Below are 25083 nucleotides of genomic sequence, written 5' to 3' on the forward strand. Positions count from 1 at the left end.
AAGGGTTGCTGCCGGACAATGGACGCCGGGCAGCAACCGACAGGGACATCAGGCGGACATGATATCAATAATGGTGCTGTCTGTGGCAGACATACCCTCCTTCACCATCTGGCCGACGTTGCGGATGGTCTGATCCACGTCACCGGCGACGATCCCCTGCCCCGACACCGAGTGGCTGTTGAGGGCCATCAGGAAGCCGCGCACCGCCGCACCGGAGGAGGTACTCACCTTCATGGCGCAGGAGGCTTTCGCGCCGTCGCACACCATGCCGGCACTGTCACTCAGCACGTTCTGGATGGCAAAGCAGGATTGCTCGAAGCTGCCGCCCGCCAGATAGACCATGGCCATGGAGGCGGCCGCGCTGGTCACGGTATTGCCACAGAAGGCCGACAGCGGCGGATAGTGGGACTTGATATAGATGGCGCCCAGATGGCTCATGATGAGGGCGCGAGCCAGCTGCTCTTCGCTGGCCGCAAAGCGCTCGGCAATTACCATCACCGGAATGGTGGCGGCAATGCCCTGGTTGCCGCTGCCGAAGTTGCTCATGGCTGGCAGGGTCGCGCCCCCCATGCGGGCATCGGAGGCGGCCGCCGTCATCATCACGATGCGGTTCATCACATCCTCGCCGATAAGACCGGCATTGATGTTCTGCTGCATGGTGCGGCCAATCTCCAGGCCATAGGGGTTGTTCATCCCCTCGGCGGAGAGCTTACCGTTAAGCTCCGAGGCTTTGAGGATGAACCTGATCTGCTCGAACTCCACCTGAGTGGCGAACTCGTAGATGGCGGCGATGCTGATATCGACGCCATCGCAAATGGAACCGGTTGCACCACCCTGGCTCTGATCGGCGGTGAAGGTCACCTCGCCATCGCGGCGCTGCTCGACGATGCGGGTATGACCACCGCAGAGGGTCACTTCGGCGCTGTGCTCTTCACCATGTTCATCCGTGCCATAAACGGTCACGCGGCAGAAGATAAACTCGGGGGCGGCGGTGCGGCTCACCTGCACCTTGCCAGCATCGATCAGCTGCTGGGCACGCTCCACCTGTTCTGGCTGGATCGCGGCCAGCACCTCCAGCCCGGCATCGGCGTTGCCACCGATGGCTCCGGCCGCAGCCGCAATGGCCAGACCGATCTTGCCGGTGCCCGGCACATAGACACCCATCGAGTTTTTATAGAGATTGTCCGACACTGCAACCTCGAGGCGACCTGGCTCACAGCCCAGTTGCCGGGTGGCGACCGCTGCGGCATAGGCGGCGGCGATTGGCTCGGTACAACCCAGCGCTGGTTTGACAACCTGTTGAATAATCTGCAGATACTGCTGCCACGCTTGTTTCATCACTTGAACCTTTTTATCAGCATTAACGAGCGATATGGGCGATCGCTTCCACTTCAACCTTGACGCCCATCGGCAGATCCTTCACTGCGAAGCAGCTGCGCGCCGGACAATCTTTCTGGAAATAGGCTTTATAGACCTCGTTGAACGCGGCAAAATCGCTGATCTCGGCGAGGTAGCAGGTAGTTTTGAGCACGGTATCCAGCGAGCCGCCAGCGGCTTCCAGCACGGATTTCAGGTTTTCCAGTGACTGGCGGGTCTGGGCGGCAATCCCCCCTTCCACCACACCACCCTGTTGCTTGCAGACCGGCAACTGACCGGAGGTAAAGATGAGGTCGCCATAGGCAGTGCCGTGGCTGTAGGGACCGATAGCGTCAGGTGCCGCTGCTGCTGTGATGATGCGTTTCATATAGCCACTCCTGTTTGTGCAATTTTTTTTGCAATCACGAATCTCATTCCGTTCAACATTATTTGCTTTTTATTTTATCCATTCAACAAAAAGATACAAAAATGGCGTTTAAAGGCACCTTTCGGCCTCAATATAAACCGTGATCACCATCCTGATTTGAACAAAAGTACTCTTATGGGCATTGTTTATGACAGTTTCATTCAACTATATTTGCGCCGCTTTCCCACATCCCTACAAAAAAGAAGGTTTTAATGGACGCGCATAGCACTACACTCGCCAGCCCCGTGATGGGCACGCTGGAATGGAAAGAAGCGGTTCGCTTCGACAGCACCGACTGGGGCTGGATCATCATGAGCATCGGCATGGCCATCGGCGCAGGGATCGTCTTCCTGCCGGTACAGGTGGGTCTGATGGGCTTGTGGGTCTTTCTGCTCTCGGCGGTGATCGGCTACCCCGCCATGTACATGTTCCAGCGCCTCTTTATCAACACCCTGGCCACCTCGCCAGAGTGCAAGGATTACCCCAGCGTCATCACCGGCTACCTTGGCAAGAACTGGGGTGTGCTGCTCGGCGCACTCTACTTCGTGATGCTGGTGATCTGGGTCTTCGTCTACTCCACAGCCATCACCAATGACAGCGCCTCCTTCCTGCAGAGCTTCGGCGTCACCGACGGCCTGCTCTCCGAAAACCCGCTCTACGGTCTGGTGCTGATCTGTGGCCTGGTGGCACTGGCCTCGCGCGGCGAAAACCTGCTGTTCAAGATCTCCACCTTTATGGTGCTGACCAAGATCAGCGTGGTGGCCGTGCTCGGCCTGATGATGGTGGACAAGTGGGATGCGGCAAACATCACCGCCATGCCCGCCGCCGGTGACTGGATGAAGGATGCCATCATCATGCTCCCCTTTACCCTCACCTCCATCCTCTTTATCCAGAGCCTGAGCCCCATGGTGATCTCCTACCGCTCGCGGGAAAAGTCGCTGGAAGTGGCCCGCTTCAAGGCGATGCGCGCCATGAATATCGCCTTCGGCATCCTGTTTGTGGTGGTGTTCTTCTACGCGGTTTCCTTTACCCTGGCCATGGGCCACGATCAGGCGGTCAAAGCCTCCGAGGAGAATATCTCCGCACTGGCGATGGTGGCGCAGGGGATGCCCGGCCAGACCCTCAAGCTCCTGAGCCTCACCCTCAACATCTTCGCGGTGATGACCGCCTACTTCGGCGTTTACCTCGGTTTCCGTGAAGCCTGTCAGGGTCTGGCGATGAACCTGCTGCGCCGGGTTCTGCCGGAAAACCGCATCAACAAAGGATTGGTAGGCAAAGGGATCATGGTGTTCACCGTCATGCTCTCCTGGGGTGCCATCGTGCTCAACGCCCCGGTGCTGAGCTTCACCTCCATCTGCAGCCCCATCTTCGGCATGGTGGGTTGCCTCATACCGGCCTATCTGGTCTATCAGGTACCGGCGCTGCACAAGTACAAGGGCACCTCCCTCTACATCATCATCGTCACCGGCCTACTGCTCTGTGTCTCGCCCTTCCTGGCGTTCAACTGATCGGTTTCCCCTTATCGACCGCGGGTCACCTTCGGGTGGCCCGTTTTCTATTGGCTCGGCTGACGGCACCCCGCCCGGAAGTAAAAAGCCAAGGGGATCACAACTTGCAACCGGCCATCACCCAAGGGAGGCCGCTCGGAGTACTATTCAGGCAACACGAATCACGCCCGCACTCAGGTATCGAGGCTTAACATGAAATGGATTTTCAACCCCGCCATCCGGCTGGGCAATCAGCTCTCCTTCAAATACAAATTCCTGCTCTGGTCCTGTCTGATGCTGCTGCCACTGGCGTACAGCATGACCAATCTGCTGGGGCGGCTGCAGGATGACAACGTCCAGGCCAACCGCGAGCTGGCGGGAGTGGTCAATCTCGCCCCCGTGCCCGCTATCGAGCAAGCCCTGCTCACCCATCGCAATCTGGTAACCCGTCATGCCTATGAAGTGGATCCGGTCGGTGATGATCAGGTCAAGGCAGCCGCACAAGCCGTTGATCAGAGCCTGCAAGCCTTTGCCGACACCCGCCAGAACAACCCCTCCTTTGAGGTGATCCAGCAGGGCTGGGCCGCCCTGCAGAGTGAAGCGGGCAAGCTGGAAGTGGAGCAGAGCAACCTGCGCCACGACAAGCTGTTGACCGAGGTGCGCCACCTCTACAAGCACATTACCGCTGCCAGCAGCCTTATTCAGGATCCGGCGCTCGGTACCTACTACATGGTGATCCTCGCCAGCGAGCGGTTGCCGCAGCTGCGCGACCTGCTGGCTCAGGTGCGGGATCGTGCCGCCACCATCGCCGATTTCGGCCTGTTTCAGGCCGAGGGCTACAGCGGCCTGCGTTTTCGTCTTGACCTGATCAGCGCCACTCTGCAAGAGCTGGAGGCCGATCTGACCCTGCTATACCAGATGGAACCGGCCTACCGCGCCGAGCTGGGTCAGCAGACCGATGCTCTGATACAGCTGGTGCGTCAGGGGGTCGAGACCATGGAAAACAAGATGATGAAGGATCAGCTGGTGCAGCTCTCCACCAAGGAGGTGCAAGCGCTGGGGGATAAAATGGACGAGGCCATCACCGCGCTGGCAGGCCAGGTACGCCAGCGGCTGGAGGCCGACTTACATCAGCGGCTGACCGCCAACCAGCGCCACTTCTGGTGGGTCACCGCGCCGCTGACCATCAGCTTGCTGCTCTACCTCTACCTGATGATCGGCGCCTATCTCTCCCTGCGCGACACCGTAGGGCGGGTGCGTGATATTGCCGCTCGGGTCAACGCCCAGGATCTCAGCCAGCATATCGAGATCGTCGGTCAGGACGAGCTGGCCGCCATCAGCCGGGATTACAACGTGACCCTGGAGACCCTGCGCACCCTGATGCTGCGAGTGCGTGAAAATGGCGTCACCGTGGTGGAGAGCGCCACCGAGATCGAAGCGCGTACCTGCCGCTCACAGGAGGTGATCGCCGATCAGCAAGGGGAGACCCATCAGGTCGCCACCGCCATCAAGGAGCTGGCCGCCACCTCACAAGACATGGCGGGCAACGCCCTGCAAGCCGCCCGCATGACCCAGGAGGCGCAGAACGTGGTCGGTCAGGGCGAGGATGTGGTGGAACGAACCATCAAGGCAATCGACCATATCAACCGCGAGGTGCTGCGTACCGCCGACACCATAGGCCAGCTGGAACAGCAGTGCAGCCAGATTGGCGGCGTCATCAGCGTGATCCGCAGCATCGCCGAACAGACCAACCTGCTGGCCCTCAACGCTGCCATCGAAGCGGCCCGGGCTGGTGAGCAGGGTCGCGGCTTTGCGGTGGTGGCCGACGAGGTGCGGTCTCTTGCCAACCGCACCCAGGGGGCTACCGTCGAGATCCAGCAGATGATTGAACAGCTGCAATCCGGCGCCCGCGCCTCGGTCACCGCCATGTCGGCGGCCAGCCATGAAGCGCAGGAGGGGGTCGGGCTGGCGCAGGAGGCAAAACAGGCTTTCGGCGCCATCACCGAGAAGGTGGATCGGATGGTCGATACCAACGCCATCATCGCCAGCGCCATCGAGCAGCAGGGCGCAGTGGTCAACGAGATCGAACGCAACGTGGTGCGCATCTCCGATGGCAGTGACGAGGCGCTGCAAGTGGCCAGCGCCGCCCGCGATGCCGCCCGCCAGATCCACCAGCTCACCGAACAGCTGCGCGCCATGGTACAGAGCTTCGTGCTGTAACAGAGCGCTGACAAGCCGGGCTCAACGTGAGCCCGGCATTATCCCGGTCTCGCCCCTGCCCACAATATCTCGGTTGTTCGGATCATCCAGAAAATCTCTGCGACCCACTTGCCGGGCAAACGCCAACAAAGTAGTCTCGAACGAAAACAAAATGCGGCATTCCCGACACGCACTGTCTGCGACGTCGAGGGAAACGAAGCCGCCTGCGAGCCACAGATTAAAACCAGCGTCACGTCATTTATCACCCGCTTCAAGCGAGGATTCACCCATGGCCAGATACCAGTTTTTTACCATTCCGGCGTCCAATCGGCAGCAATACACCTTTATCGACATGGCATCTCCGACCTTTCTGAGTGAAAAGGCGGCACTGCTGACCCAAGGATTCGAGGTGGAGGAGGACTTTATTGACGCGACCACTCCACGGGAGGCCGTCGAGAAGTACCAATCCAATTTTCTCTATGTGGCGGATGAGATAGGCAAGTCCGATAGCAGCTACGCCGCGGCCATCGCCATGCTGGAGCTAGGCAAGGGGCTATTTGGCAAAAAAACTCGCTGAGATAAGCTGCAGCGATGAAGAGTGGTGGCCATCGTGGCAACGTGCCCGATGGCCATATGGCAAGACATCAATTCGGTAAGTCAGAAGCGCCCCAGCTGCTGGAGCATCTCGATCAGCTCCTCTTCGCTGCTCGGCTCATAGGCCAGCTGAAGGCTCGGGGCAGCGCCCCCCATCAGCATGTAGACGTTGGTGCTGCAGTGGTCGTAGTGATACCACTTACCGTCGATACAGACGTCGGTATAGCATCTCGGGTCCCTTTTCAGTTCCATATGCACATCCTTTTGTTACATTCCATCAACATCAATCTTGACCGTAAAATAACCACCGAGGTTCAAGCTTGATGCAGATCAATGGAAGCGGCTGAAAGGGATAGATATCTGCCAGATCTGTGGCTTGCGGATGCCCCGAGCCATCATAGGTTATCCAAATGAAGATGGACCGAGCGCACCGTCATATCGCCGGATGGCCCCCGGTAACAAAAACGGCGCCCGCAGGCGCCGTTTTTGATTTTCCCTCAAAAGCGAGGGGCAAACAGAAGGCTTATTCGTCTTCCAGATAGGCGTAGCCTTGCAGGCCCAGCTCCAGCTCGTCGAGCAGGGCTTTGCGAGTGGCATCGTCCAGAGCCGGGTGGGCAGCGATCCGCTGGTAGTTTTCGCGGATCACGGACGGGTCGATGTTGACGTAACGCAGCAGCTGGTCGACGGTGTCGCCACGCACCACGTTGCGAATGTCCATCTTGCCCTCTTCGTCCAGCCACACTTCCGCGCAGTGGGTGTCACCGAACAGGTTGTGCAGATCGCCGAGGATCTCCTGATAGGCACCGACCAGGAAGAAGCCGACGTGGCACTCTTCGTTCTCGCCGTAGACCGGCATCGGCAGGGTGCTCTCGACCCCCAGACCGTCGACATAGTGCTCGACCTGACCGTCGGAGTCACAGGTGATATCCATCAGGATACCGCGACGGCTAAGCGGACGATCGAGACCGGCCAGCGGCATCACCGGGAATACCTGACCGATACCCCAGGCATCCGGCAGGGACTGGAACAGGGAGAAGTTGGCAAAGCACTTGTCCGCCAGCTTTTCACTCAGCTCGTCAGCCAGCGCACGGTGGTTGCGGTTGACCGGGTTGAGCATCTCTTTGAGTGCCAGACAGGTGTTTTGGTGCAGCATCTCGGCCCAGGCACGCTGTTCAAGGTTCAAGAGGCCCATGGTGTACTGGGTATTCACGTCACCCAGATCTGCCACCGAGTCATGGAAGATCTCCAGCAGGGAGGGATCTTCGCTGCGCAGATCCAGCCAGCCTTTCCACATGTTCTGCAGAATGGTGGGTGCATCTTCGTCCGGCGCGCTGATGTCGTTCATCTCCACCCCTTCGGCACCAATGATATTGGTGACCAGCACGGCGTGGTGGGCGGTCAGGGCACGGCCAGACTCGCTGATGATGGTCGGGTGCGGCAGATCGAACTCGCGGCAGACATCGCCGATGCCCCATACCACGTTATTGGCGTACTCGGAGAGGCTGTAGTTGGCGGAGCAGTGGCTCTGGGAACGGGTTCCCTCGTAATCCACGCCCAGGCCGCCACCGACGTCCACGACTTCGATGTTGGCACCGAGGCGACGCAGTTCAGCGTAGAAACGGCCGCACTCGCGGATGCCGCCCTGAATGTCGCGGATATTGGCGATCTGGGAACCCAGATGGAAGTGCAGCAGTTGCAGGCAATCCAGCTTGCCCAGCCCGCGCAGACGTTCGATCAGCGCCAGGATCTGGGAGGCTGACAGACCGAATTTGGACATGGAGCCGCCACTCGATTCCCACATGCCGGAGCCGGTGGAAGCGAGCTTGGCACGCACCCCGATGTTGGGCTTGATGTTGAGACGAGCTGACTCGTCCAGCACCATCTCCAGTTCGGAGGGCTTCTCCACCACGATGTAGACCTTGTGGCCCATCAGGTTGCCCAAGAGGGCGTGGCGGATATATTCGCGGTCTTTGTAACCGTTGCAGACGATCACCGAGCCTTGCTCATGGTGATGGGACAGCACGGCCAGCAGTTCCGGTTTGGAACCAGCTTCCAGGCCAAGCCGGGGCTTGTCGCTGTAGGACTGGCTGATGGTCTCGATGACACGACGCTGCTGGTTTACCTTGATCGGGTAAACGCAGAGGTAGTCCCCTTCATAGCCTGACTTCTCGATGGCCTGACCAAAGGCGTTGAACAGCGCATCGACCCGACTCTTGAGAATATCGGGGAAGCGCAGCAACACGGGGGTGGTCAGCCCGGACTGACGCAACTGTTCGATGGCGTCAGAAAGCACGATATGTGCGTCAGGGCGTGATTTGTCGGGGGCGACGGTCACATGACCGGCGTCATTGATATTGAAAAAACCCGCACCCCAGTAGGGAACGTTGTAGACCTTCAAGGAGTCCTTGCTGGACCAGTTAGTCATGGGCTATGCCTCGCAAATGAGCGACCCAAAGTCGCCTTCGTTACCCTCAATCACATCCAGACCATCTAGTGCAAAGTACGGCGGGCGCTGCCATCACGAGACGCAGCCACCCAAACCAACGCTTTGCACATCGCGGCAAGCCAGAGGCTGCCTGGTGGATCTTGGGGAAGTAACGAGTCTTGATGTGGGGCTGGTGGCTTTACATCAAGCTCAACGGTATGCGGTGCCACTATGCCGTAGCGCCGCGGTACTTTGATGACAGACGACATCAGCCACGCCGTCAGTTCATCATTCGGCAGCGATCCCGACAGAAGGAGAGGGTTCCAAGGAAGAGAAGCGAAGGCGCCAGCACGCATGCGTGTTGATAGACGACAACAACCACAGCCCACCTCACCGTCAGTGACCGCCCATGACAAGGGAAGATGATGAGCCGCTGGCCCACTCGGTCAAATGAAGGATGAGAGTCTGTTGTTCTCCCTGATACCGGAGCCTAACCGGTATTAAAGAAACCATTCCCCAGCAGTGTCTGTCGTTTCTGCGTGCCTCGCCCTATAGGCGTATGATCGGTCGGGTTTCTGGCGGCTCTGCCTGCTTCAGGGTTGCCCTTGGATCGGCGCGGAGTGTACACACTTACCGCGGGCAGTGACAATAAAAAATAGTGTTCAAAATCCCCTTTTAATAAGTCGATCAAATCTTGCTGGCGGGCAGGCGGGCTCTGGGATGGCGCAGGTTATGCGACAGCCCGGTTTCCCCTTGAAAAGTGTGTGAAAACGCCATGATTGGGCTGACGCCTTGCTGTGCGGTCGCTGAGGGGAATTTGGCCGCCACCGCCAGCGCCTAAATATCGCAATAAATGCCACATTTATGCGATCTCCCTCCCGGACGTTGCCCCGCGCGCCGCACATTCGCCGCTCTTCCCTTGCGTCAAAAAATGGGAAAAACCTGCGCTGACGCAATGAGTGCCCCGCACGGATTGGCCACAATGACCGCTCACAATCGGTTAGAGGCTGACTAATGGATACCCTGCTTGAGCGTTTTCTGCGTTACGTAACTTTTCATACCCGCTCCGATGAGACCAATCCAGCCTGCCCCAGCAGCGAAGGCCAGCTGATCTTTGCCCGTGCCCTGCAAGAAGAGATGAAGGCGCTGGGGCTGACCCGGGTCACTCTGGATGAGCACGGCTACCTCACCGGTTGCCTGCCAGGCAACCAGCCGGACGCCCCCGCCATCGGCCTGATTGCCCACATGGACACCGCCGACTACGAGGCGGAGCACGTAGTACCGCAAATCATCGAAAACTATCAGGGCGGCGACATCTGCCTTGGCAAGGGTGACGAGGTGCTCGCCATCCGTGACTACCGCTTCCTGAAAAACTATCTGGGTCAGGATCTCATCACCACCGACGGCACCACCCTGCTGGGCGCCGACGACAAGGCAGGCATTGCCGAAATCCTTACCGCCATCGACCACCTGCAGGCCCACCCCGAGATCCCACGTGGCGATATCTGGGTCGGCTTTACTCCGGATGAGGAGATCGGCCGCGGCGCCAACCTGTTCCCGCTGGAGAGATTCCCGGCCAAGTGGGCCTATACCGTGGATGGCGGCGAACTGGGCGAGCTGGAGTATGAAAACTTCAACGCTGCCAGCGCCACGGTGCGTTTTATCGGCAACAACGTCCACCCCGGCACCGCAAAGGGAAACATGATCAATAGCCAGACCCTGGCCGCCCGCTTCCACGCAGCCATGCCTGCCGAGCAGACCCCGGAGTGCACCGACGGGTATGAGGGATTCTTCCATCTGGCCCAGATGAGCGGTACCGTGGAAGAGAGCACCCTGCACTACATCATCCGTGACTTCGACGACGAGCATTTCGCCGCGCGCAAGGCCGAGATGCAGAGCCGGGTGGCCGCCCTGCAGGCCGAATATCCCAAGGCCCGCATCGAGCTGACCCTGACCGACAGCTATCGCAACATGCGCAGCCAGATTGAGCCGCACATGCATATCGTCAAGCTGGCCAAGGCCGCCATGGAGGCCGCCGACGTGGTGCCGAAGATCAAGCCCATTCGCGGCGGTACCGATGGCGCCCGCCTCTCCTTTATGGGTCTGCCCTGCCCCAACCTCTTCACCGGTGGCCACAACTTCCACGGCAAGCACGAGTTCATCCCGCTGCAATCCATGGAGAAATCGGTCGCCACCCTGGTGGAGCTGGTGCGCCTCACCGCAGCCTGGCGCGGTTAATCGATTACCATGACAACCAAGGGGGGAGCCGGTTAACCGGCTCCCCCCTTGCTATCTGGCCATCACCCATCAAGAAAGGGAAACCGGGGAGGGTCGCTCAGGAGCAACTGGCTGCCGCTGCCATCAAACTGTCATCCCGCTGACATGTCGCGGGAACAGTGTCACATCATGCTGGGAGCAACGGATCGCCGGAGCCCCCCAGATGTTCACTATCGATACCCTGCTGACCCAGCACTTCCCCCGCCTGCTTGGCTACCCCCTGCTCACCCCGCTGTTAAAGCGGCTGTTGGGCTGGCTGCTCAACGAACGTGCCTTTGCCGACTTTGCCACCCGCTACCCGCACCTGCGCGGCCTCGACTTTGTCGAGCAGGCGCTGACCCAGCTCGATTTCGACTATCGGGTCAGCGAGGCGCAGCTGGAGCATATTCCCGCCAGCGGCCGGGTCATTCTTGTCGCCAACCACCCCATCGGCTCGCTGGACGGACTGGCGCTGCTGCAACTGCTCGGTCGCATCCGCCCCGATGTGAAGATCGTCGCCAACCAGCTGCTGGCCCAGCTCGCGCCGCTGCGCCCTTTGCTATTGCCGGTAGACAATATGGAGGGCAAGACCGATCGACAGGCCATCCTCGCCATGAACGAACACCTCGCCCATGAAGGGGCGCTGGTGATCTTCCCCGCTGGTGAAGTCTCGCGGCTTGGCCTCAAGGGGGTGAAAGACGGCCCCTGGCAGGCAGGCTTTATCAAGCTGGCCCAGCGCACCCGCACCCCGCTGGTGCCCATCCATCTGGGGGGACGCAATAGCCTCTGGTTCTATCTCGCCTCCTGGCTCAACAAGCCCGCCTCCGCCCTGTTGCTGGTACGCCAGCTGTTTCGCCAGCAGGGGCAGACCCTGCCGGTGACCATAGGAGCGCGCATTCCACTCGGCAGTTTTCATGAGCTGCCCGCCAAGACGGCGGCGCGGCTGGTGCGCAACCACCTCTACCGGATTGGCCGTGGCAAGGCGGGACGGCTGCAGACCGAGGCCCCCATCGCCCTGCCGGAGGATCGCCGCCAGCTCAAACAGGCCATCGAAAGCTGCGAACAGCTCGGCACCACCCCGGATGGTCAGGGGATCTACCTCTACCGCCGCCATGAACTGAGTCACTCGGTGATCCTGCGCGAGCTGGGGCGACTGCGGGAGATCGCCTTTCGCGCTGTGGGGGAAGGGTCTGGCAAGCGGCGGGATCTCGATGGCTTTGACAACGACTATCACCACCTGATCCTCTGGGATCCGGCCCGACTCGACATTATCGGCGCCTACCGCTTTGCCCCGGTGGCCGAGCTGCTGGCCAGCAAGGGGAAGGATGGTCTCTACAGCCATACCCTGTTCGGATTTGAGGATAAGCTGCTGCCCCGGTTGGAGCAGGCCATTGAGCTTGGCCGCAGCTTTATCCAGCCCGCCTACTGGGGCAAGCGGGGGCTCGATTATCTCTGGTTCGGCATCGGTGCCTATCTGGCCCGCTATCCCCGCTACCGCTACCTATTTGGCCCGGTGTCGCTCTCCGGCAGCCTGCCGCCGGTGGCCAAGGATCTGCTGGTGAGCTTCTACCGCCAGCACTTTGCCCCCGAGCTGGCGCTGGCCCCCTCCCGCCGTCCCTACCCCGAGACGCAACCTCTGTTCGAGGGGTTGGATTACGGCGCCGACCTCAAAGCACTCAAGGCCCGCCTCGACAATTTGGGCTGTGCCATCCCTACCCTCTACAAGCAGTATTCCGAGCTGTGCGAGCCGGGCGGCGTCCAGTTTATGGATTTTGGCATCGACCCCGACTTCAACCACTGCATCGATGGGCTGGTGTGGGTCGATGTGAGCCGCATCAAGTCCCACAAGCGGGCCCGCTATATCTGCAGTCATCTGGCCGAGCCGCGCTTATAACCCTGCTGGAGCCAGGCAAACAGCCAAAGGCAAAAAAGGAGAGAGAGGCCATCGCCTCCCTCTCCTTTCGCTCTCATGCTCAGCACCTTTTCGAGGCGCTCGGCCCATCTGGCGTTACTCGGCCGCCTTGCGATCCGAGTGGCCGAGATCCCGCTCAGGGGCGATGACGTCACGCACCCGCTGCTTGATCTCCTTGGCCTCGGGGAAGCCGTCATCGACCACCCGATCCCACACCTGCAACCCGCCCACCAGAATGCGGAACTCCCCCTTGCTGGCCGGCACCAGCGCCACCTCCCCCAGATCGCTGTCGAAGGTGGAGAGCAGCTCCTGCGCCAGCCAGGCGGCGCGCAGCATCCAGCGACAGAGGGTGCAGTAGCGGATCTCGATGCGGGGTTTGCTGATCAGGGTTTCAGACTCGGTCATGAGTGACTCCATAAAAAAACGACAATGGCGGGAAGTGGGGTACCGCTGCCCAATGGCCGATCCCGGTTTGGTCAAATCAGTGCTGATCAACCCCATGAAAATCGGCCAGCCAATGGCGGGCAATGGTACGCATCGCCGATTCTGGCAGCTCGAACAGGCCGGGTGCAAGAGGGCCTGCCGCCAGCATCCGGATCCCTTCCATGATCTCCGCCAGCACCAGATAGACATATTCGCCAATCACGGCGCCATGGACGAAGTTGACCGCCTCGCCCCGGTTGAGCAGGTAGATCTGGGTACCATCCGGCCGGTTGAGGGCCAGCACATGGGGGCACACCTCTTCGCTCGGCCACGGCAACTGGGCCAGCGAGAAGGCAAACTCGTCGTCGGCCGAGGTGACCGAGGCCACCATGGTGCCGGGGCGCAGCGCCTGCAGATCCGCCAAATCCAGCGAGCCGTTGCCGGTAGAGCAGATCACCAGCTCGGCGCGGCTCAAGGCTTCAGCCTTGGTGATCAAGCGAAAACCGTGAGAGAGCGCTTCGACCTGTCGCAGCACATCTGTTTCCACCAGCCCGAGATGGAGGTTGCGACAACGCAGGTCACGGGCGATGCTGCGCCCCACCTTGCCATAGCCAAACAGCACGGCTTCGCAGACGTTGAAGGTACGGTTGAGGTTGCGGGCCAACGACTCCGCGGAGTAGACCACGCTCAAACCAATCTGGATATCCTCGGCCTGCTTGAGGGGACTGCGCGCCACCGACACCACAGGGGTCGCCAGCACCTCCTGCTCATAGCGCTGGTGGCCGTTCTCGGTCATCTCCACCACCCCTAGGAAACGGGGGCCGAAGTATTCACTCAAGATCACCTGGGTTTTGGCGAAGTAACCGCCTATATCGAGGATCAGCAACCGCTCGTGGGGGGCCACCAGCGGCGCAATCTGCTGGATGATGCTGTCGGGTTCATTGGTCCAGCGTCGGTTGAGGGGCAGCACCGGATAGTGCTGGGATACCCACTCCAGGGTCGGACCGTGTACCGATTTCGGTTTGGGCAAAATGGCGCCAATCCGTCCAATCTGACCGAGAGCGTCGATAAAACGGGGGCGATCGGGAAGCAGGTGAGTGACCAGCAGAATGCAGAGACCATCGATACGTCCCTGTCCGGTGAAATGGCGAAAAAACAGATGCTCAGATCCTTGACTGCGCAACTGTGGCCTCCTTATGTGCCGCAAAGCAGGCAAACAGAACCCGGCGCGGCCGGGTTCTGTGTGTGTCCAAATAAAATGAAAATCCTTTTTATCTGAAACACATATGAGGCTCAATCATTATCTGCCAAGAGTATGAGCGAGTATGCAAAAATGACTGTAATTGCCTGTTTTTCATGCAAAAATCAGTACAAAGAAGCAGCAGGCCACACCCACCATAGGCTGAGCCCGGTTCCCGCCGCGGCGAGCAAGATCAACCCACCCCAACGCACTGGCCAGGGTTTGTCACGTAACGCCCACTCCAGCAGCGGCAGCAACCAGACCGGCAGCAACACCACCAGCGGCACCTCCACATATTGCCAGGCCAGCATCTGGACGAAGGCGAGGGCCAGCGCCAGACCGGCTGGGGCTACCTTGATGCCAACAAAGGTGGCAAGCAGGGCGCGAAAACCGGCGAAAGCGGCCAGCGCACCGGCCAGCTGGGCAATCAGCAGACTGCCATCGATGCCAATCACCAGCGCCAGCCAGATAAAACCGAGGGCAAACCCGAGCCCTTCTCGGCTGTCACCGCGCAGACCGCTCCAACCAAACCAGAGGATGGCGGGCAGTAGCGCCAGCCAGATCCTGGGTTCGCTCGCCAGTACCGAGGCCAATCCCTGCCACCACACCAGCGCACTGAACACGGCAAAGAGCAGCAGCGAGCCACGCAGATCGTTCACCTGAGCCGCAATGGCGGGCACCAGCAGGGTCAGCGGCAGCCACTGCCACGCCTTGGCCGGAATACCATAGAGACCGCCGAGCAATGAGCCCACCAGCCAGAGCGCCAGCGCGCCCCACAGATAACCCAGTCGCGGCCAGCGCCACGATAGCAAAGCGGCTCCCAGAGGAGCCGCCAGGGTTTGCAGCAGAAGTTCCGCGCCCATTACTTGCGCACGCCTTCAACAAACAGGTTGATGTTCATCTCGTCCGGAATGCCGGGCAGCATGTAGCTCACGCCAAAGTCACTGCGCTTGATGGTGGTGGAGGCGTTGAAGCCGCTGCGGTAGCCGCCCCAGGGATCCTTGCCCTCACCGATCTTGACCAGATCGAAGGCCACTTCCTTGGAGACGCCATGCAGAGTCAGGGTCCCTTTCAGCACGCCTTTATCCTTGGTGCCCTCGTAAGCGGAGCTGACGAAGGTCATCTTGGGATACTGCTTCACGTCGAGGAAGTCCGGACTGCGCAGGTGCTTGTCGCGGGCCTCGTGATTGGAGTCGACGCTGGCGGCATCCACTTCAAAGCTCGCCTTGGCGGCCGCCGGGTTGGCGTCATCCATGCTGAAGGTGCCGCTGAAGGTGTTGAAGCGACCCACCAGCTCGGAGAAGCCCAGGTGACCCACCTTGAACTGCACCGTGGTGTGCGCCGCATCCACATCGTAATCCGCCGCCATCAGAGGGGTAGCCATAAACAGGCAGGAGGCCAGCAGAGCCTTGGTCATTTTCATCCGTTCGTTCCTTCATCTTGGGGTTCACATCAGTGGTTAAAATGCTAACCTCGTTCTGAAGATGAATAATCAGTGATTTATTAAATTCATTATTTACTGAGGATGGAAAATGGACCAGATCGCCGCCATGCGTACCTTTATCAAGGTGGTGGAGTGCCAGAGCTTTACCAAGGCCGCCAACCAGCTCGGCATCTCGGTCGCCATGGCCTCCAAGCTAATGCAGCAGCTGGAGGAGTCCCTCGCCACCCGGCTGCTGTCGCGCACCACCCGTCAGGTCAATCCCACCGAAGCGGGCCAGTTCTACTACCAGCGCTCCCTCGCCCTGCTGGCGGAGTTGGAAGAGACCCACAGCCAGCTGACCCACCACAACCAGCAGCCGAACGGTACCCTCAAGCTCTCGGTGCCGATGGATTTTGGCTATCTGCACCTCTCCCCCGCCCTGCCGCTGTTTCGCCAGCGCTTTCCCGATCTCAAACTCGATATCGAGTACAGCGACCGGCGGGTCGCGCTAGTGGAAGAGGGGTTCGATCTGGCGCTGCGGATCGGCCACCTCAGCGACTCCTCGCTGGTGGCGCGCCAGCTTGCCACCATTCGGGTCGAGCTTTGCGCCAGCCCCGCCTATCTGGCACGCAAGGGCAGACCGGAAAAACCCGAGGATCTCAAACAGCACGACTGTCTGATCTACACCCTGACCCAGCCGGAGTGGCACTTCAAACGGGGAAGCGAGCAGCAGAGCATCCGGCCACAGGGGCCGCTGCGGGCCAACAACGGGGTGGCGCTGACCCGCGCCGCTTGTGATGATCAGGGCATCATATTGCAGCCCACCTTTATCGTGGGGGAGGCCCTGCGATCAGGACAGCTGGTCAGCCTGCTGCCGGAGTGGGAGAAGGGAGAGGTGGGACTTTATGCGGTCTATCCGCACCGCCGCTTCGTCTCGGCCAAGGTGCGCTGCTTTATCGAGTTCGTGCAGGAGCGCTATCTCGCCCCGCAGCAGTGGGATAAACCGGCATGATTGCCAGAGCAGAGGATACGGCCTGACTGTCCGGCCTGCTGGTCCGGCTTGAAACCTAACGCTGGTCGGTTGCGGTGGTGGATGCGGCAACAGGGGTGAGCTTGGCTAGCAGACGCTCCTGCTCGAGGCTTAACTGCCAGCGCGGCAAACGGGTGCGGACAACTGACAACTGCGGCTCACCGAGGGCATAGGGGAGCACCACTTCAATCTCGGGGCAGTCAAACATGGCGGCCAGCTGCAGGATCAAAATGAGGTTTGCCTCGTCGGTCTTGTGCTTGTTGACCCGTTTGCGGATCTCGTGGCGCAGCTGGGTTTCGGGGTCCTGGGTCATCGCCTGCCAGCCGAAACCGAACAACGGCACCAGCGCGCTGACAATCCCCAGCGCCGTCATCGGCTGCTTGGGAGGATGATAGAGTGCGTTGAGATCCAGCCGAACAGGATTCTGACTAACCTCACCCTCACCAAATAAAATCGTTTTCGTCATTGGATTACCCGTTATATTCCACTAGACTGCGCCGCATATTTTACCCCGATATGCCAACGAGGTGCTGATGCTAAGCGATATCGAGATCTCCCGCCAGTCCCCCCGTCTCTCAATCCACGCGCTGGCCGAACGCCTCGCCATCCCCCAGCACCTGCTCAGCCCTCATGGGCACTACAAAGGCAAGCTCAGCCTCGACCTGCTCACGTCTCAGCCCAAACAGCGCGGCAAGCTGGTACTGGTGAGCGCCATCACCCCTACCCCGCTCGGTGAAGGGAAGACGGTGACCACCCTTGGCCTCTCCATGGGGCTCAACCATGTCGGCCAGCCCAGCATCGCCACTATCCGCCAGCCGAGCCTCGGCCCGGTATTCGGGGTCAAGGGGGGCGCTGCCGGTGGCGGCCACGCTCAGGTTGTGCCGATGGAGGAGATGAACCTCCACCTTACCGGCGATTTTCACGCCCTGACGGCGGCCCACAATCTGGCGGCGGCAGCCCTCGATGCCCGCCTGTTCCATGAGCGCAAACTCGGCGACCAGTTCACCGCCAAAACCGGCCTGCCACGGCTCGATATCGATGCCGATAACATCCTCTGGCCGCGCACCCTCGACATGAATGACCGCGCCCTGCGCCACCTCACCATAGGTCAGGGCGGCGCAGCCGATGGTGTAGAGCGCAGCGATCGCTTCGTCATCACCGCCGCCTCCGAGCTGATGGCCATTCTGGCGCTGGCAAGCGATCTGAAAGACCTGCGCCAGCGCATCGGCCGCATCCAGCTGGCCCGCGATATTCACGGCAAGCCCATCACCGCCGAACAGTTGGAAGTAGCGGGCGCCATGACGGTGCTGCTCAAGGATGCGCTGCAGCCGACCCTGATGCAGACCACCGAGCAGACGCCGGTGCTGGTGCACGCCGGCCCCTTTGCCAACATCGCCCACGGCAACTCCTCGGTGATCGCCGATCGTATCGCCCTTGGCCTGACCGACTATGTGGTGACCGAGGCAGGTTTTGGCTCCGACATGGGGCTGGAGAAATTCTTCAACATCAAGAGCCGCCAATCCGGTATTACCCCCGCCTGCGTGGTTCTGGTGGCCACGGTGCGCGGCCTCAAGGCCAACAGCGGCCTGCTCGATATCCGCCCGGGCCAGCCGCTGCCAGCCAGCCTGCAAGGGGAAGATCTGCCGACCCTCAAGCAGGGCTGCGCCAACCTCGCCTGGCATATCCGGAACGCCCGCCGCTACGGGGTGCCGGTGGTGGTCGCCATCAACCGCTTCCCCACCGACAGCGAGGCCGAACTGGCGCTGCTGGCCCATGAAGCGCAGCAAGCCGGTGCCTGTGGCGCGGCCATCTCCAACGCCTTCACCCAGGGTGGTGCCGGTGCCAGCGAGCTGGCCCGCGCCGTGGTGTCCGCCTGCGAGCAACCAGGTAAGGTGAAACTGCTCTACCCCGACGAGGCGAGCCTCGATGCCAAACTGACGACCCTGGTGGAGTGCGGCTACGGCGGCCGCGGAGTGCAGCTCTCCGACAAAGCCCGTCAGCAGCTGGCCCAGCTCTCCGCCGAAGGGTGGGATCACTTGCCCATCTGCGTGGCCAAGACGCCGCTCTCCATCAGCCACGACCCAGCCCTCAAAGGGGTGCCGACCGATTTCGAGGTGCCCATCGACGAGGTGAAGCTCTGCGCCGGTGCCGGGTTCGTCTATGCGCTGGCGGGCCCCATCATGACCATGCCGGGGCTGGGCAGTCTGCCTGCCTATCGCCATATCGATATTGATGAAGATGGCGAGATCATTGGACTTAGCTAAAGGTCAGTGAGGGGCTGGCGTCGGCCGATTACGCTTCGCTAATCGACCCTACGCTCAACAAACCAGCCAGAAACAACAAGGCCCCGCCAATTGCGGGGCCTTCTGTTATCCATGCATCAACCCTTAGAGGGTGAAGCGCTGGGTCATATGGTGCAGGGTGTTGGCCAGCTTGCTCAGCTCGACGCAAGCCTGGGCGATCTGATGAGCGCCCTGGGCATTCTCGTCAGCGGCATTGTGAATGTTGACGATGCTGCGGTTGAGCTCTTCGGTCACCGCGTTCTGCTCTTCGGTGGCGGTGGCGATCAGGGTGTTCATGTCGGTGATGCGCACCACGGCACCGTTGATGGTCTCGATACTGGTACCGGCATCCCGCGCCAGACCGACACTCTCCTGCATCTGGTGACGACTCAGTTGCATGGCGTTGCCCGCCTCGGCGGCGCGGCTCTGCAACAGCTCGATCATCTTGCTGATCTCGGCGGTGGAGTCCTGGGTACGCTGGGCCAATGAACGCACTTCATCCGCAACGACCGCAAAACCACGACCCTGCTCACCGGCACGGGCCGCTTCGATGGCAGCGTTAAGGGCCAGCAGGTTGGTCTGACCGGCGATATCGCGGATCACATCCAGCACCACGCTGATGTTGGCGCTGTCGGCCTCCAGCTGCTGCACTACTGTGCCAGCCTGCTCAATCTTGACCGACACCTCTTCGATGCTGGCGATGGAGCTGCGTACCACTTCGCTGCCGGCAGCAGAGGTGCGGGAGGCATCCTTGGCGGCGCTCATGGCATCCGTGGTGTTGCGGGCCACTTCATTGACGGTGGACTGCATCTCGTTCATGGCTGTCGCCACCTGGGAGACTTCGTTCTGCTGGATGGCCATGCCGCTGGCAGACTGGCTGGAGATGGCGCTCACCTCCTCCACTGCGCTGCTGAGTTGGCTCACGGAGCCGGCGATCTCGCTCACCAGATCGGAGAGGGAGCCCTGCATCCGGTTGATGGCGGAGCCCAGCTGACCCAGTTCATCGCGGTTGAAGCGGCTGTCACGGATCCACTGCTGCAGTTCGCCCTGACCCAGATCGCCATTGGCAATACGCTGGGCCTGACGGGCCAGCATGATCAGCGGGTCGCGAATTTGGCGGGTCAGTACCACGGAGAGCACCACCACAAGGATCAGGCCGATCACCAGCGCGATGGTGACACTCAGATTGGCAGATTGATAAGAGTCGACAATGTCGCTGCGGGATTCAGACGCATAACCATGGTTAATCTGGATAAGGGAGGCCACTGACTTGCTCAGCGCGGTGTAAAGGGGAACCCCCTCCTCAAGGAAGATGCGTTGGGCTTCGGCAAGCTGATCGCTGTCTTGCAGCTGTTTGACTCGCTGGTGCAGGGCGACGTAACGATCCCAGTCAGATTTCACCGTATCGAAGGTACGGCGCTCCGCCACATCCTCAGGCCAGATCGTCTTGTCATGGGCAATCAGCTGCTGCGCGATCGAGTTAAGCTGTTGACTGGCAATATTCCGATATTCAGCCCTTTTCAGCGGCTCGGCGGCCACCACGAAATAACCCAGCTCATAACGACGCAGCTCACCGAGAGAATCCCCGATCGCGCTGGTGCGATTGACCGCTGGCAAGATGCTGTCGGTAAACCGGATGGCAACATCATTCATGTTGCCAAACTGGACAAGGGCAAAACCGCCGATAAAGGCGACCATCAAACCGAGCACGGCAAAGCCGGCGGTGAGTTTTTTACCTATGGTCATGGTACTGGTATTCATGGGATATCCTGGTGGTCGTTAAATTCGTAGCACTCGTCCGGTTCACGCCCTCCTGGCATGAACTATCTGGCCACCTGTTCAGTGGCGCACCATCCAACCTTGATGAATATCTCTGAATTCCATGAGGGGCAGCGAGAGCCGTGAGGGGGCGCTAGAGTAACCGGATCGTGGCGGTTCGGAAAGAGTCTGTCCGGTTACTTTTTGTAAGGTGAAAGCGAGGTTTTTTTCGTGTTCGATTAAATATATCGCTCAGATGAATAAATCGAAAAAATGCATAACGTTTGCATAGGGCAAGCCACGCGGGCCAAGCAGTGGCAGACCGCCACTCTCATCCTGAACCAATGAAAAACGCCAGCAATGGCAGCTGGCGTCTCGTTTATTCAGCAAGGCGGTTACAAAACAACCGCCATCTTATCCGCGCAGGCCGCCCAGAAATTCGGCCCGGGTATCGGGCTGGGTCTTGAACACCCCGCCGAGGGAGGTGGTGGTGGTGTAAGAAGTCGAATCCATCACTCCGCGCGCCTTGACGCAGTAGTGGGTCGCCTTGATGCTGATGGCCACATCCTTGGTGCCGAGCAGGGTCTGCAGCGCCAGCAGGATCTGCTGGGTCAGCCGCTCCTGCACCTGGGGACGGCGGGCGAAGAACTGCACGATGCGGTTGATCTTCGACAGGCCAATCACCTTGCCGCGAGGGATATAGGCCACATGTGCCATCCCGTCGATGGTGACGAAGTGGTGTTCGCAGGTGCTGGTGAGGCTGATGTCCCGCACCATGATCATCTCGTCCACCTGCATCTTGTTCTCGATCACCGTCACCTTGGGGAAGGTGGAATAATCGAGGCCGGAGAAGATCTCGTTGACGTACATCTTGGCGATGCGGTGCGGTGTCTCGGCCAGACTGTCATCGGCCAAATCCAGCCCCAGTGTCTCCATGATGGAGCGCATATGGCCTTCGATCTTCTCCCGCTTCTGCTGACTGTTCAGCTCGTTGGCAACCAGGGGGGTTTCCAGTCCCTGGGCTTCGAGGGCAGCCCTGACCAGCAAGGCTTCCGGACTTAAGGTTGTCATTGTCTTTTCTCCCACGCTCAGGGACTGTGAGGGCAGCTCAAGGAGCAACCCATTATGTAATGGCGGCGCACAAGGCCGACGATATCGCTGTAATGGTAGCCACACAGGATGTGACGGCCATCTGTTATGGCGGCATAGTAAACGGCCATTGCCGCCAAGATTCAAGTCAACTTGTGCGTCACCTCATACTTTATGGCCATCTACCCCCGTTTTTGCGCCGATTACCCCGAGATTCCCTCGAGATAACCTGCCCATCCCCGGGGAATTTTGTGATAATCCCGCCTTCAATCATAGAAAGAGGTCATGACGATGGGATTTGATACCAGCGGACTACTCCCCTTAAGCGATGCCCTGCAAGGGATGCTGGAACAACTTGCCTGCTGCTGCGACAGCGAGCAGTTGCCCCTGCCAGATGCCCTTGGCCGGGTACTAGCCTGTGATATCGCCTCCCCACTCGCCGTGCCCCCCTTCGACAACTCTGCCATGGACGGTTATGCCGTACGCCTTGCGGATCTCGCCAGCGGCACCCCGCTCATCATGGCGGGCAAAGCGTTTGCCGGTCAGCCCTATCAGGGTGAATGGCCCGCTGGCCACTGCGTGCGTATCATGACAGGTGCTCCGGTACCGGCTGGTACGGATGCAGTGGTGATGCAGGAAGAAACGCAGGCCGACGGCGATCGGATCACTTTTCTGGCACAACCCGAACCGGGCCAGAATATCCGCCGCGCCGGCAGCGATATCGGCAAGGACGCCTGCGTGCTGCCAGCCGGTACTCGCCTCACCCCGCGCGAAATGCCACTGCTGGCCTCCCTCGGCGTGGCTACCGTCACGGTGCGTCGCCCGCTGAAAGTGGCCATCTTCAGCACCGGTGATGAGCTCAAACCGGTTGGTACCCCGCTCGCCCACGGCGATATCTATGACTCCAACCGCTATGGCGTACGGGCCATGCTGGCGCGCATGGGCTGCGACTGCCTCGACCTTGGCATCATCCCGGACGATCCCGCCCAGCTGCGCGCCGCCTTTATCCGCGCCGACGAAGAGGCCGATGTACTCATCACCACCGGCGGCGTCTCGGTGGGGGAAGCGGACTTCACCAAACAACTGCTGGACGAGCTCGGCGAGATTGGCTTCTGGAAGCTGGCCATCAAGCCGGGCAAGCCGTTTGCTTTTGGCCGTCTGCCCCGCGCCTGGTTCTTCGGCCTGCCGGGCAACCCCGTCTCCGCCATGGTCACCTTCGATCAGCTGGTGCAACCGGCGCTGGCCAAGCTGGCGGGCCAGCACTTCGAGCGCCCGCTCCAGCTGCAAGCCATTGCGGCCGAGCCACTCAAAAAGAGCCCGGGCCGACTCGACTTCCAGCGCGGCATCCTGAGTCAGGGACCGAACGGCATCGAGGTGCGCAGCACCGGCTCGCAGGACTCCGCCGTGTTCAGCTCCCTGTCGCAAGCCAACTGCTACATAGTTCTTGAACGGGAACGGGGCCGCGTCGCCGTGGGCGAGACGGTCACCGTGGAGCCATTCGGGGGATTGCTGCTGTGAGCGAGATCCTGAGCGACGCCGAACTGCTGCGCTACAACCGCCAGATCATCCTCAAGTCCTTCGATTTCGAGGGGCAGGAGGCGCTCAAGCAGGCCAGGGTGCTGGTGATCGGCGCCGGTGGCCTTGGTTGCGCCGCCAGCCAGTATCTGGCGGTGGCCGGGGTTGGCCAACTCACCTTGGTCGATTTCGACAAGGTGGAGCTCTCCAACCTGCAGCGTCAGGTGCTGCACAACGATGAGCGCATCGGTCACTACAAAGTAGACTCTGCCGCCCAGTCGCTGCGCGCGCTCAATCCCTGGCTCAAGGTGGAGACCCACGCTGCCGTGGCCGACGAGGCGCTGCTCGATACCCAGCTGCCCCGACATCAGCTGGTGCTCGACTGCACCGACAACCTGGCCATTCGCAACCTGCTCAACCAAAAGGCACGCCAGCATGGCGTGCCACTTGTCAGCGGCGCCGCCATCCGGCTGGAGGGGCAGCTCTGCAGCTTCACCTGGCAGGAAGATGAGCCCTGCTACGCCTGCCTCAGCGCCCTGTTTGGCGAGCAGGCCCTCACCTGCGTCGAAGCCGGTGTACTCGCCCCCGTGGTGGGATTGGTGGGCAGCCTGCAAGCGCTTGAAGCTATCAAGCTCTTGGCAGGCATGGGCAAAAGCTACAGCGGCCGCCTGCTGATGATCGACGGCCTGAGCGGCACTTTCCGCGAGATGAAGCTGCCCAAGCGCCCCGACTGCCCGGTCTGCTCCCACCCTTGACGCAAACGGGATCAAAAAAGCCGAACCCTGTGGTTCGGCTTTTTGGTACCTGCACCTAACAACCCCTTCCTCAATGGGTCGTGAGGATCCTTTGCAACAGGTGATTAAAGCCCGAGGGATCTTCCGCAGGCCAGGCGTGGTGGCCGTTGGGGGTGTGGATGGTGGCGTTGGGCAAGGCGGCAAACTGCTCTACTCGTTTGGCCAGCGGCAGGTAGTCGTGACTGGAGGAAATGATGGCCACCGGCTGCCAGATGGAGCCGAGCCGGGCCCGTACCGACCAGCCGGGTAACGCCTCCAGCAGCGCCTTGTAGGTTTTCTTTTTATTGCGCACGAAACGCAGCCGGAAGGTGTGGCGCACCTGTGCCAGATCCGGGCCCGGGAAGAGCTCGCGTCCCAGCCACCAGGCGAGCGGGCGCATGCCAAACCAGCGCAGCCACTTGAGGCGCTGGGCGTAACGCTCCTGCTCTTTGGGGGTCTCCAGCAGAAACTCGCTAAAACCGTTGACCAGCACCAGCCCCTGCACCTTGTGGGGCAGTTGCAGCGCCAGCTCCAGCGCGACCATGGCCCCGAGCGACAATCCGACAACCCAAGCGGGCTCCGGCTGCTCGTCGAGCCAGTTCACCACATCGGCTGCCAGGGTCGCCACATCGAACGGCCCCTCCTGCATGCTCTGGCCGTGGCCGCGCAAGTCCAGAGCCACCACCCGGTAGTGCTCGGAAAAATGCTCTATCTGTGCCTGCCAGTCGAGGCTGGAGGAACCCAGCCCGTGCAGCAGCAACAACAAAGGGCCCTCCCCCGCACTGCGCAGGGCAAGACCGTTGGATTTCATCACCTGATTGCGGCGCATCTGTTCACTGCCTCTCGACTCATCCGCTGAACCATCCTGTTGTTCGTTTTTTATGCTTCAACCAG

The 25083-nt window shown here is 60.6% G+C and carries 21 protein-coding genes; 9 read left to right on the top strand and 12 right to left on the bottom strand.

The features are described 5' to 3' along the window. Positions 1-48: 48 nt before the first annotated feature. Together G5287_RS01975 and G5287_RS01980 are read right to left on the bottom strand one after the other, a co-directional pair. On the bottom strand, positions 49-1338 hold the full coding sequence (locus tag G5287_RS01975; RefSeq protein WP_421230703.1) for a serine dehydratase subunit alpha family protein: 1290 nt from the start codon (positions 1336-1338) through the stop codon (positions 49-51). Between the two features lie 22 nt (positions 1339-1360). After that, a complete protein-coding gene (locus tag G5287_RS01980) occupies positions 1361-1744 on the bottom strand; it encodes a Rid family detoxifying hydrolase (RefSeq protein WP_005344164.1) in 384 nt (127 codons plus the stop codon). A 251-nt stretch (positions 1745-1995) separates the two neighbouring features. Here G5287_RS01980 and G5287_RS01985 point away from each other — a divergent pair, with 251 nt between their 5' ends. The 3 genes from G5287_RS01985 to G5287_RS01995 all read left to right on the top strand — a co-directional run bounded on the left by G5287_RS01985 (position 1996) and on the right by G5287_RS01995 (position 6046). Continuing rightward, entirely contained in the window at positions 1996-3291 is a 1296-nt protein-coding gene (locus G5287_RS01985) for an amino acid permease (RefSeq protein WP_021229327.1), read from the top strand. 192 nt (positions 3292-3483) lie between these two features. Further along, positions 3484-5490 (top strand): methyl-accepting chemotaxis protein, encoded by a 2007-nt coding sequence (locus G5287_RS01990; protein ID WP_421230704.1) that lies wholly within the window; start codon positions 3484-3486, stop codon positions 5488-5490. A gap of 268 nt (positions 5491-5758) precedes the next feature. Then, the gene (locus G5287_RS01995) at positions 5759-6046 is read left to right on the top strand and encodes a hypothetical protein (RefSeq protein ID WP_421230705.1); all 288 of its coding nucleotides are present in this window, start codon (positions 5759-5761) and stop codon (positions 6044-6046) included. Positions 6047-6126: 80 nt separating this feature from the next. Here the strand turns inward: G5287_RS01995 and G5287_RS02000 are convergent, their stop codons facing one another. Further along, positions 6127-6315 carry a hypothetical protein gene (locus tag G5287_RS02000; RefSeq protein ID WP_005334402.1) on the bottom strand — a complete coding sequence of 63 codons (189 nt, stop codon included), beginning with the start codon at positions 6313-6315 and terminating at the stop codon, positions 6127-6129. A 271-nt stretch (positions 6316-6586) separates the two neighbouring features. Continuing rightward, the gene (speA, locus tag G5287_RS02005) at positions 6587-8488 is read right to left on the bottom strand and encodes a biosynthetic arginine decarboxylase (protein ID WP_005344160.1); all 1902 of its coding nucleotides are present in this window, start codon (positions 8486-8488) and stop codon (positions 6587-6589) included. Between the two features lie 1014 nt (positions 8489-9502). On the opposite strand from speA, the gene pepT reads away from it, so the two are divergent. Both pepT and G5287_RS02015 read left to right on the top strand, forming a co-directional pair. Then, positions 9503-10726 carry a peptidase T gene (gene pepT / locus G5287_RS02010; RefSeq protein WP_421230706.1) on the top strand — a complete coding sequence of 408 codons (1224 nt, stop codon included), beginning with the start codon at positions 9503-9505 and terminating at the stop codon, positions 10724-10726. Positions 10727-10928: 202 nt separating this feature from the next. After that, positions 10929-12638, top strand: a complete 1710-nt coding sequence (locus G5287_RS02015) for a lysophospholipid acyltransferase family protein (RefSeq protein WP_421230707.1) — start codon at positions 10929-10931, stop codon at positions 12636-12638. A gap of 114 nt (positions 12639-12752) precedes the next feature. Here G5287_RS02015 and G5287_RS02020 read toward each other — a convergent pair whose 3' ends face one another. The 4 genes from G5287_RS02020 to G5287_RS02035 form a co-directional block, all read right to left on the bottom strand. After that, positions 12753-13061 (bottom strand): SelT/SelW/SelH family protein, encoded by a 309-nt coding sequence (locus G5287_RS02020; protein WP_330124785.1) that lies wholly within the window; start codon positions 13059-13061, stop codon positions 12753-12755. 76 nt (positions 13062-13137) lie between these two features. Then, positions 13138-14262 (bottom strand): adenosylhomocysteinase, encoded by a 1125-nt coding sequence (locus tag G5287_RS02025; RefSeq protein ID WP_005361782.1) that lies wholly within the window; start codon positions 14260-14262, stop codon positions 13138-13140. A gap of 182 nt (positions 14263-14444) precedes the next feature. After that, positions 14445-15182: a hypothetical protein gene (locus G5287_RS02030; RefSeq protein ID WP_421230708.1), complete on the bottom strand. Its 738-nt coding sequence runs from the start codon at positions 15180-15182 to the stop codon at positions 14445-14447. Further along, positions 15182-15742 carry a YceI family protein gene (locus tag G5287_RS02035; protein ID WP_005334411.1) on the bottom strand — a complete coding sequence of 187 codons (561 nt, stop codon included), beginning with the start codon at positions 15740-15742 and terminating at the stop codon, positions 15182-15184. Before G5287_RS02035 ends, G5287_RS02030 begins: the two co-directional genes overlap by 1 nt. Positions 15743-15851: 109 nt before the next feature. On the opposite strand from G5287_RS02035, the gene G5287_RS02040 reads away from it, so the two are divergent. Then, the gene (locus G5287_RS02040; RefSeq protein ID WP_421230709.1) at positions 15852-16754 is read left to right on the top strand and encodes a LysR family transcriptional regulator; all 903 of its coding nucleotides are present in this window, start codon (positions 15852-15854) and stop codon (positions 16752-16754) included. A 55-nt stretch (positions 16755-16809) separates the two neighbouring features. On the opposite strand, the gene G5287_RS02045 is transcribed toward G5287_RS02040, so the two are convergent. Continuing rightward, complete coding sequence (locus G5287_RS02045) at positions 16810-17238, bottom strand: hypothetical protein (protein WP_421230710.1); 429 nt, start codon at positions 17236-17238, stop codon at positions 16810-16812. Between the two features lie 67 nt (positions 17239-17305). Between G5287_RS02045 and G5287_RS02050 the strand changes: the two genes are divergently transcribed. After that, the gene (locus tag G5287_RS02050) at positions 17306-19036 is read left to right on the top strand and encodes a formate--tetrahydrofolate ligase (RefSeq protein WP_421230711.1); all 1731 of its coding nucleotides are present in this window, start codon (positions 17306-17308) and stop codon (positions 19034-19036) included. Positions 19037-19159: 123 nt separating this feature from the next. On the opposite strand, the gene G5287_RS02055 is transcribed toward G5287_RS02050, so the two are convergent. Next, positions 19160-20815: a methyl-accepting chemotaxis protein gene (locus tag G5287_RS02055; RefSeq protein WP_064339754.1), complete on the bottom strand. Its 1656-nt coding sequence runs from the start codon at positions 20813-20815 to the stop codon at positions 19160-19162. A gap of 411 nt (positions 20816-21226) precedes the next feature. Continuing rightward, positions 21227-21883 carry a GTP cyclohydrolase I FolE gene (folE, locus tag G5287_RS02060; RefSeq protein WP_005344140.1) on the bottom strand — a complete coding sequence of 219 codons (657 nt, stop codon included), beginning with the start codon at positions 21881-21883 and terminating at the stop codon, positions 21227-21229. Between the two features lie 309 nt (positions 21884-22192). Here folE and moeA point away from each other — a divergent pair, with 309 nt between their 5' ends. Both moeA and moeB read left to right on the top strand, forming a co-directional pair. Then, a complete protein-coding gene (moeA, locus tag G5287_RS02065) occupies positions 22193-23419 on the top strand; it encodes a molybdopterin molybdotransferase MoeA (RefSeq protein WP_421172025.1) in 1227 nt (408 codons plus the stop codon). Further along, positions 23416-24171, top strand: a complete 756-nt coding sequence (gene moeB, locus G5287_RS02070) for a molybdopterin-synthase adenylyltransferase MoeB (RefSeq protein WP_421230712.1) — start codon at positions 23416-23418, stop codon at positions 24169-24171. The genes moeA and moeB overlap by 4 nt, the downstream gene beginning before the upstream one ends. A 70-nt stretch (positions 24172-24241) precedes the next feature. Here moeB and G5287_RS02075 read toward each other — a convergent pair whose 3' ends face one another. Continuing rightward, a complete protein-coding gene (locus G5287_RS02075) occupies positions 24242-25018 on the bottom strand; it encodes an alpha/beta fold hydrolase (RefSeq protein ID WP_421230713.1) in 777 nt (258 codons plus the stop codon). Positions 25019-25083: the final 65 nt, after the last annotated feature.

It is taken from the genome of Aeromonas sp. 603079 (genome assembly GCF_049172135.1).
Classification (GTDB): Bacteria; Pseudomonadota; Gammaproteobacteria; order Enterobacterales; family Aeromonadaceae; genus Aeromonas; species Aeromonas veronii.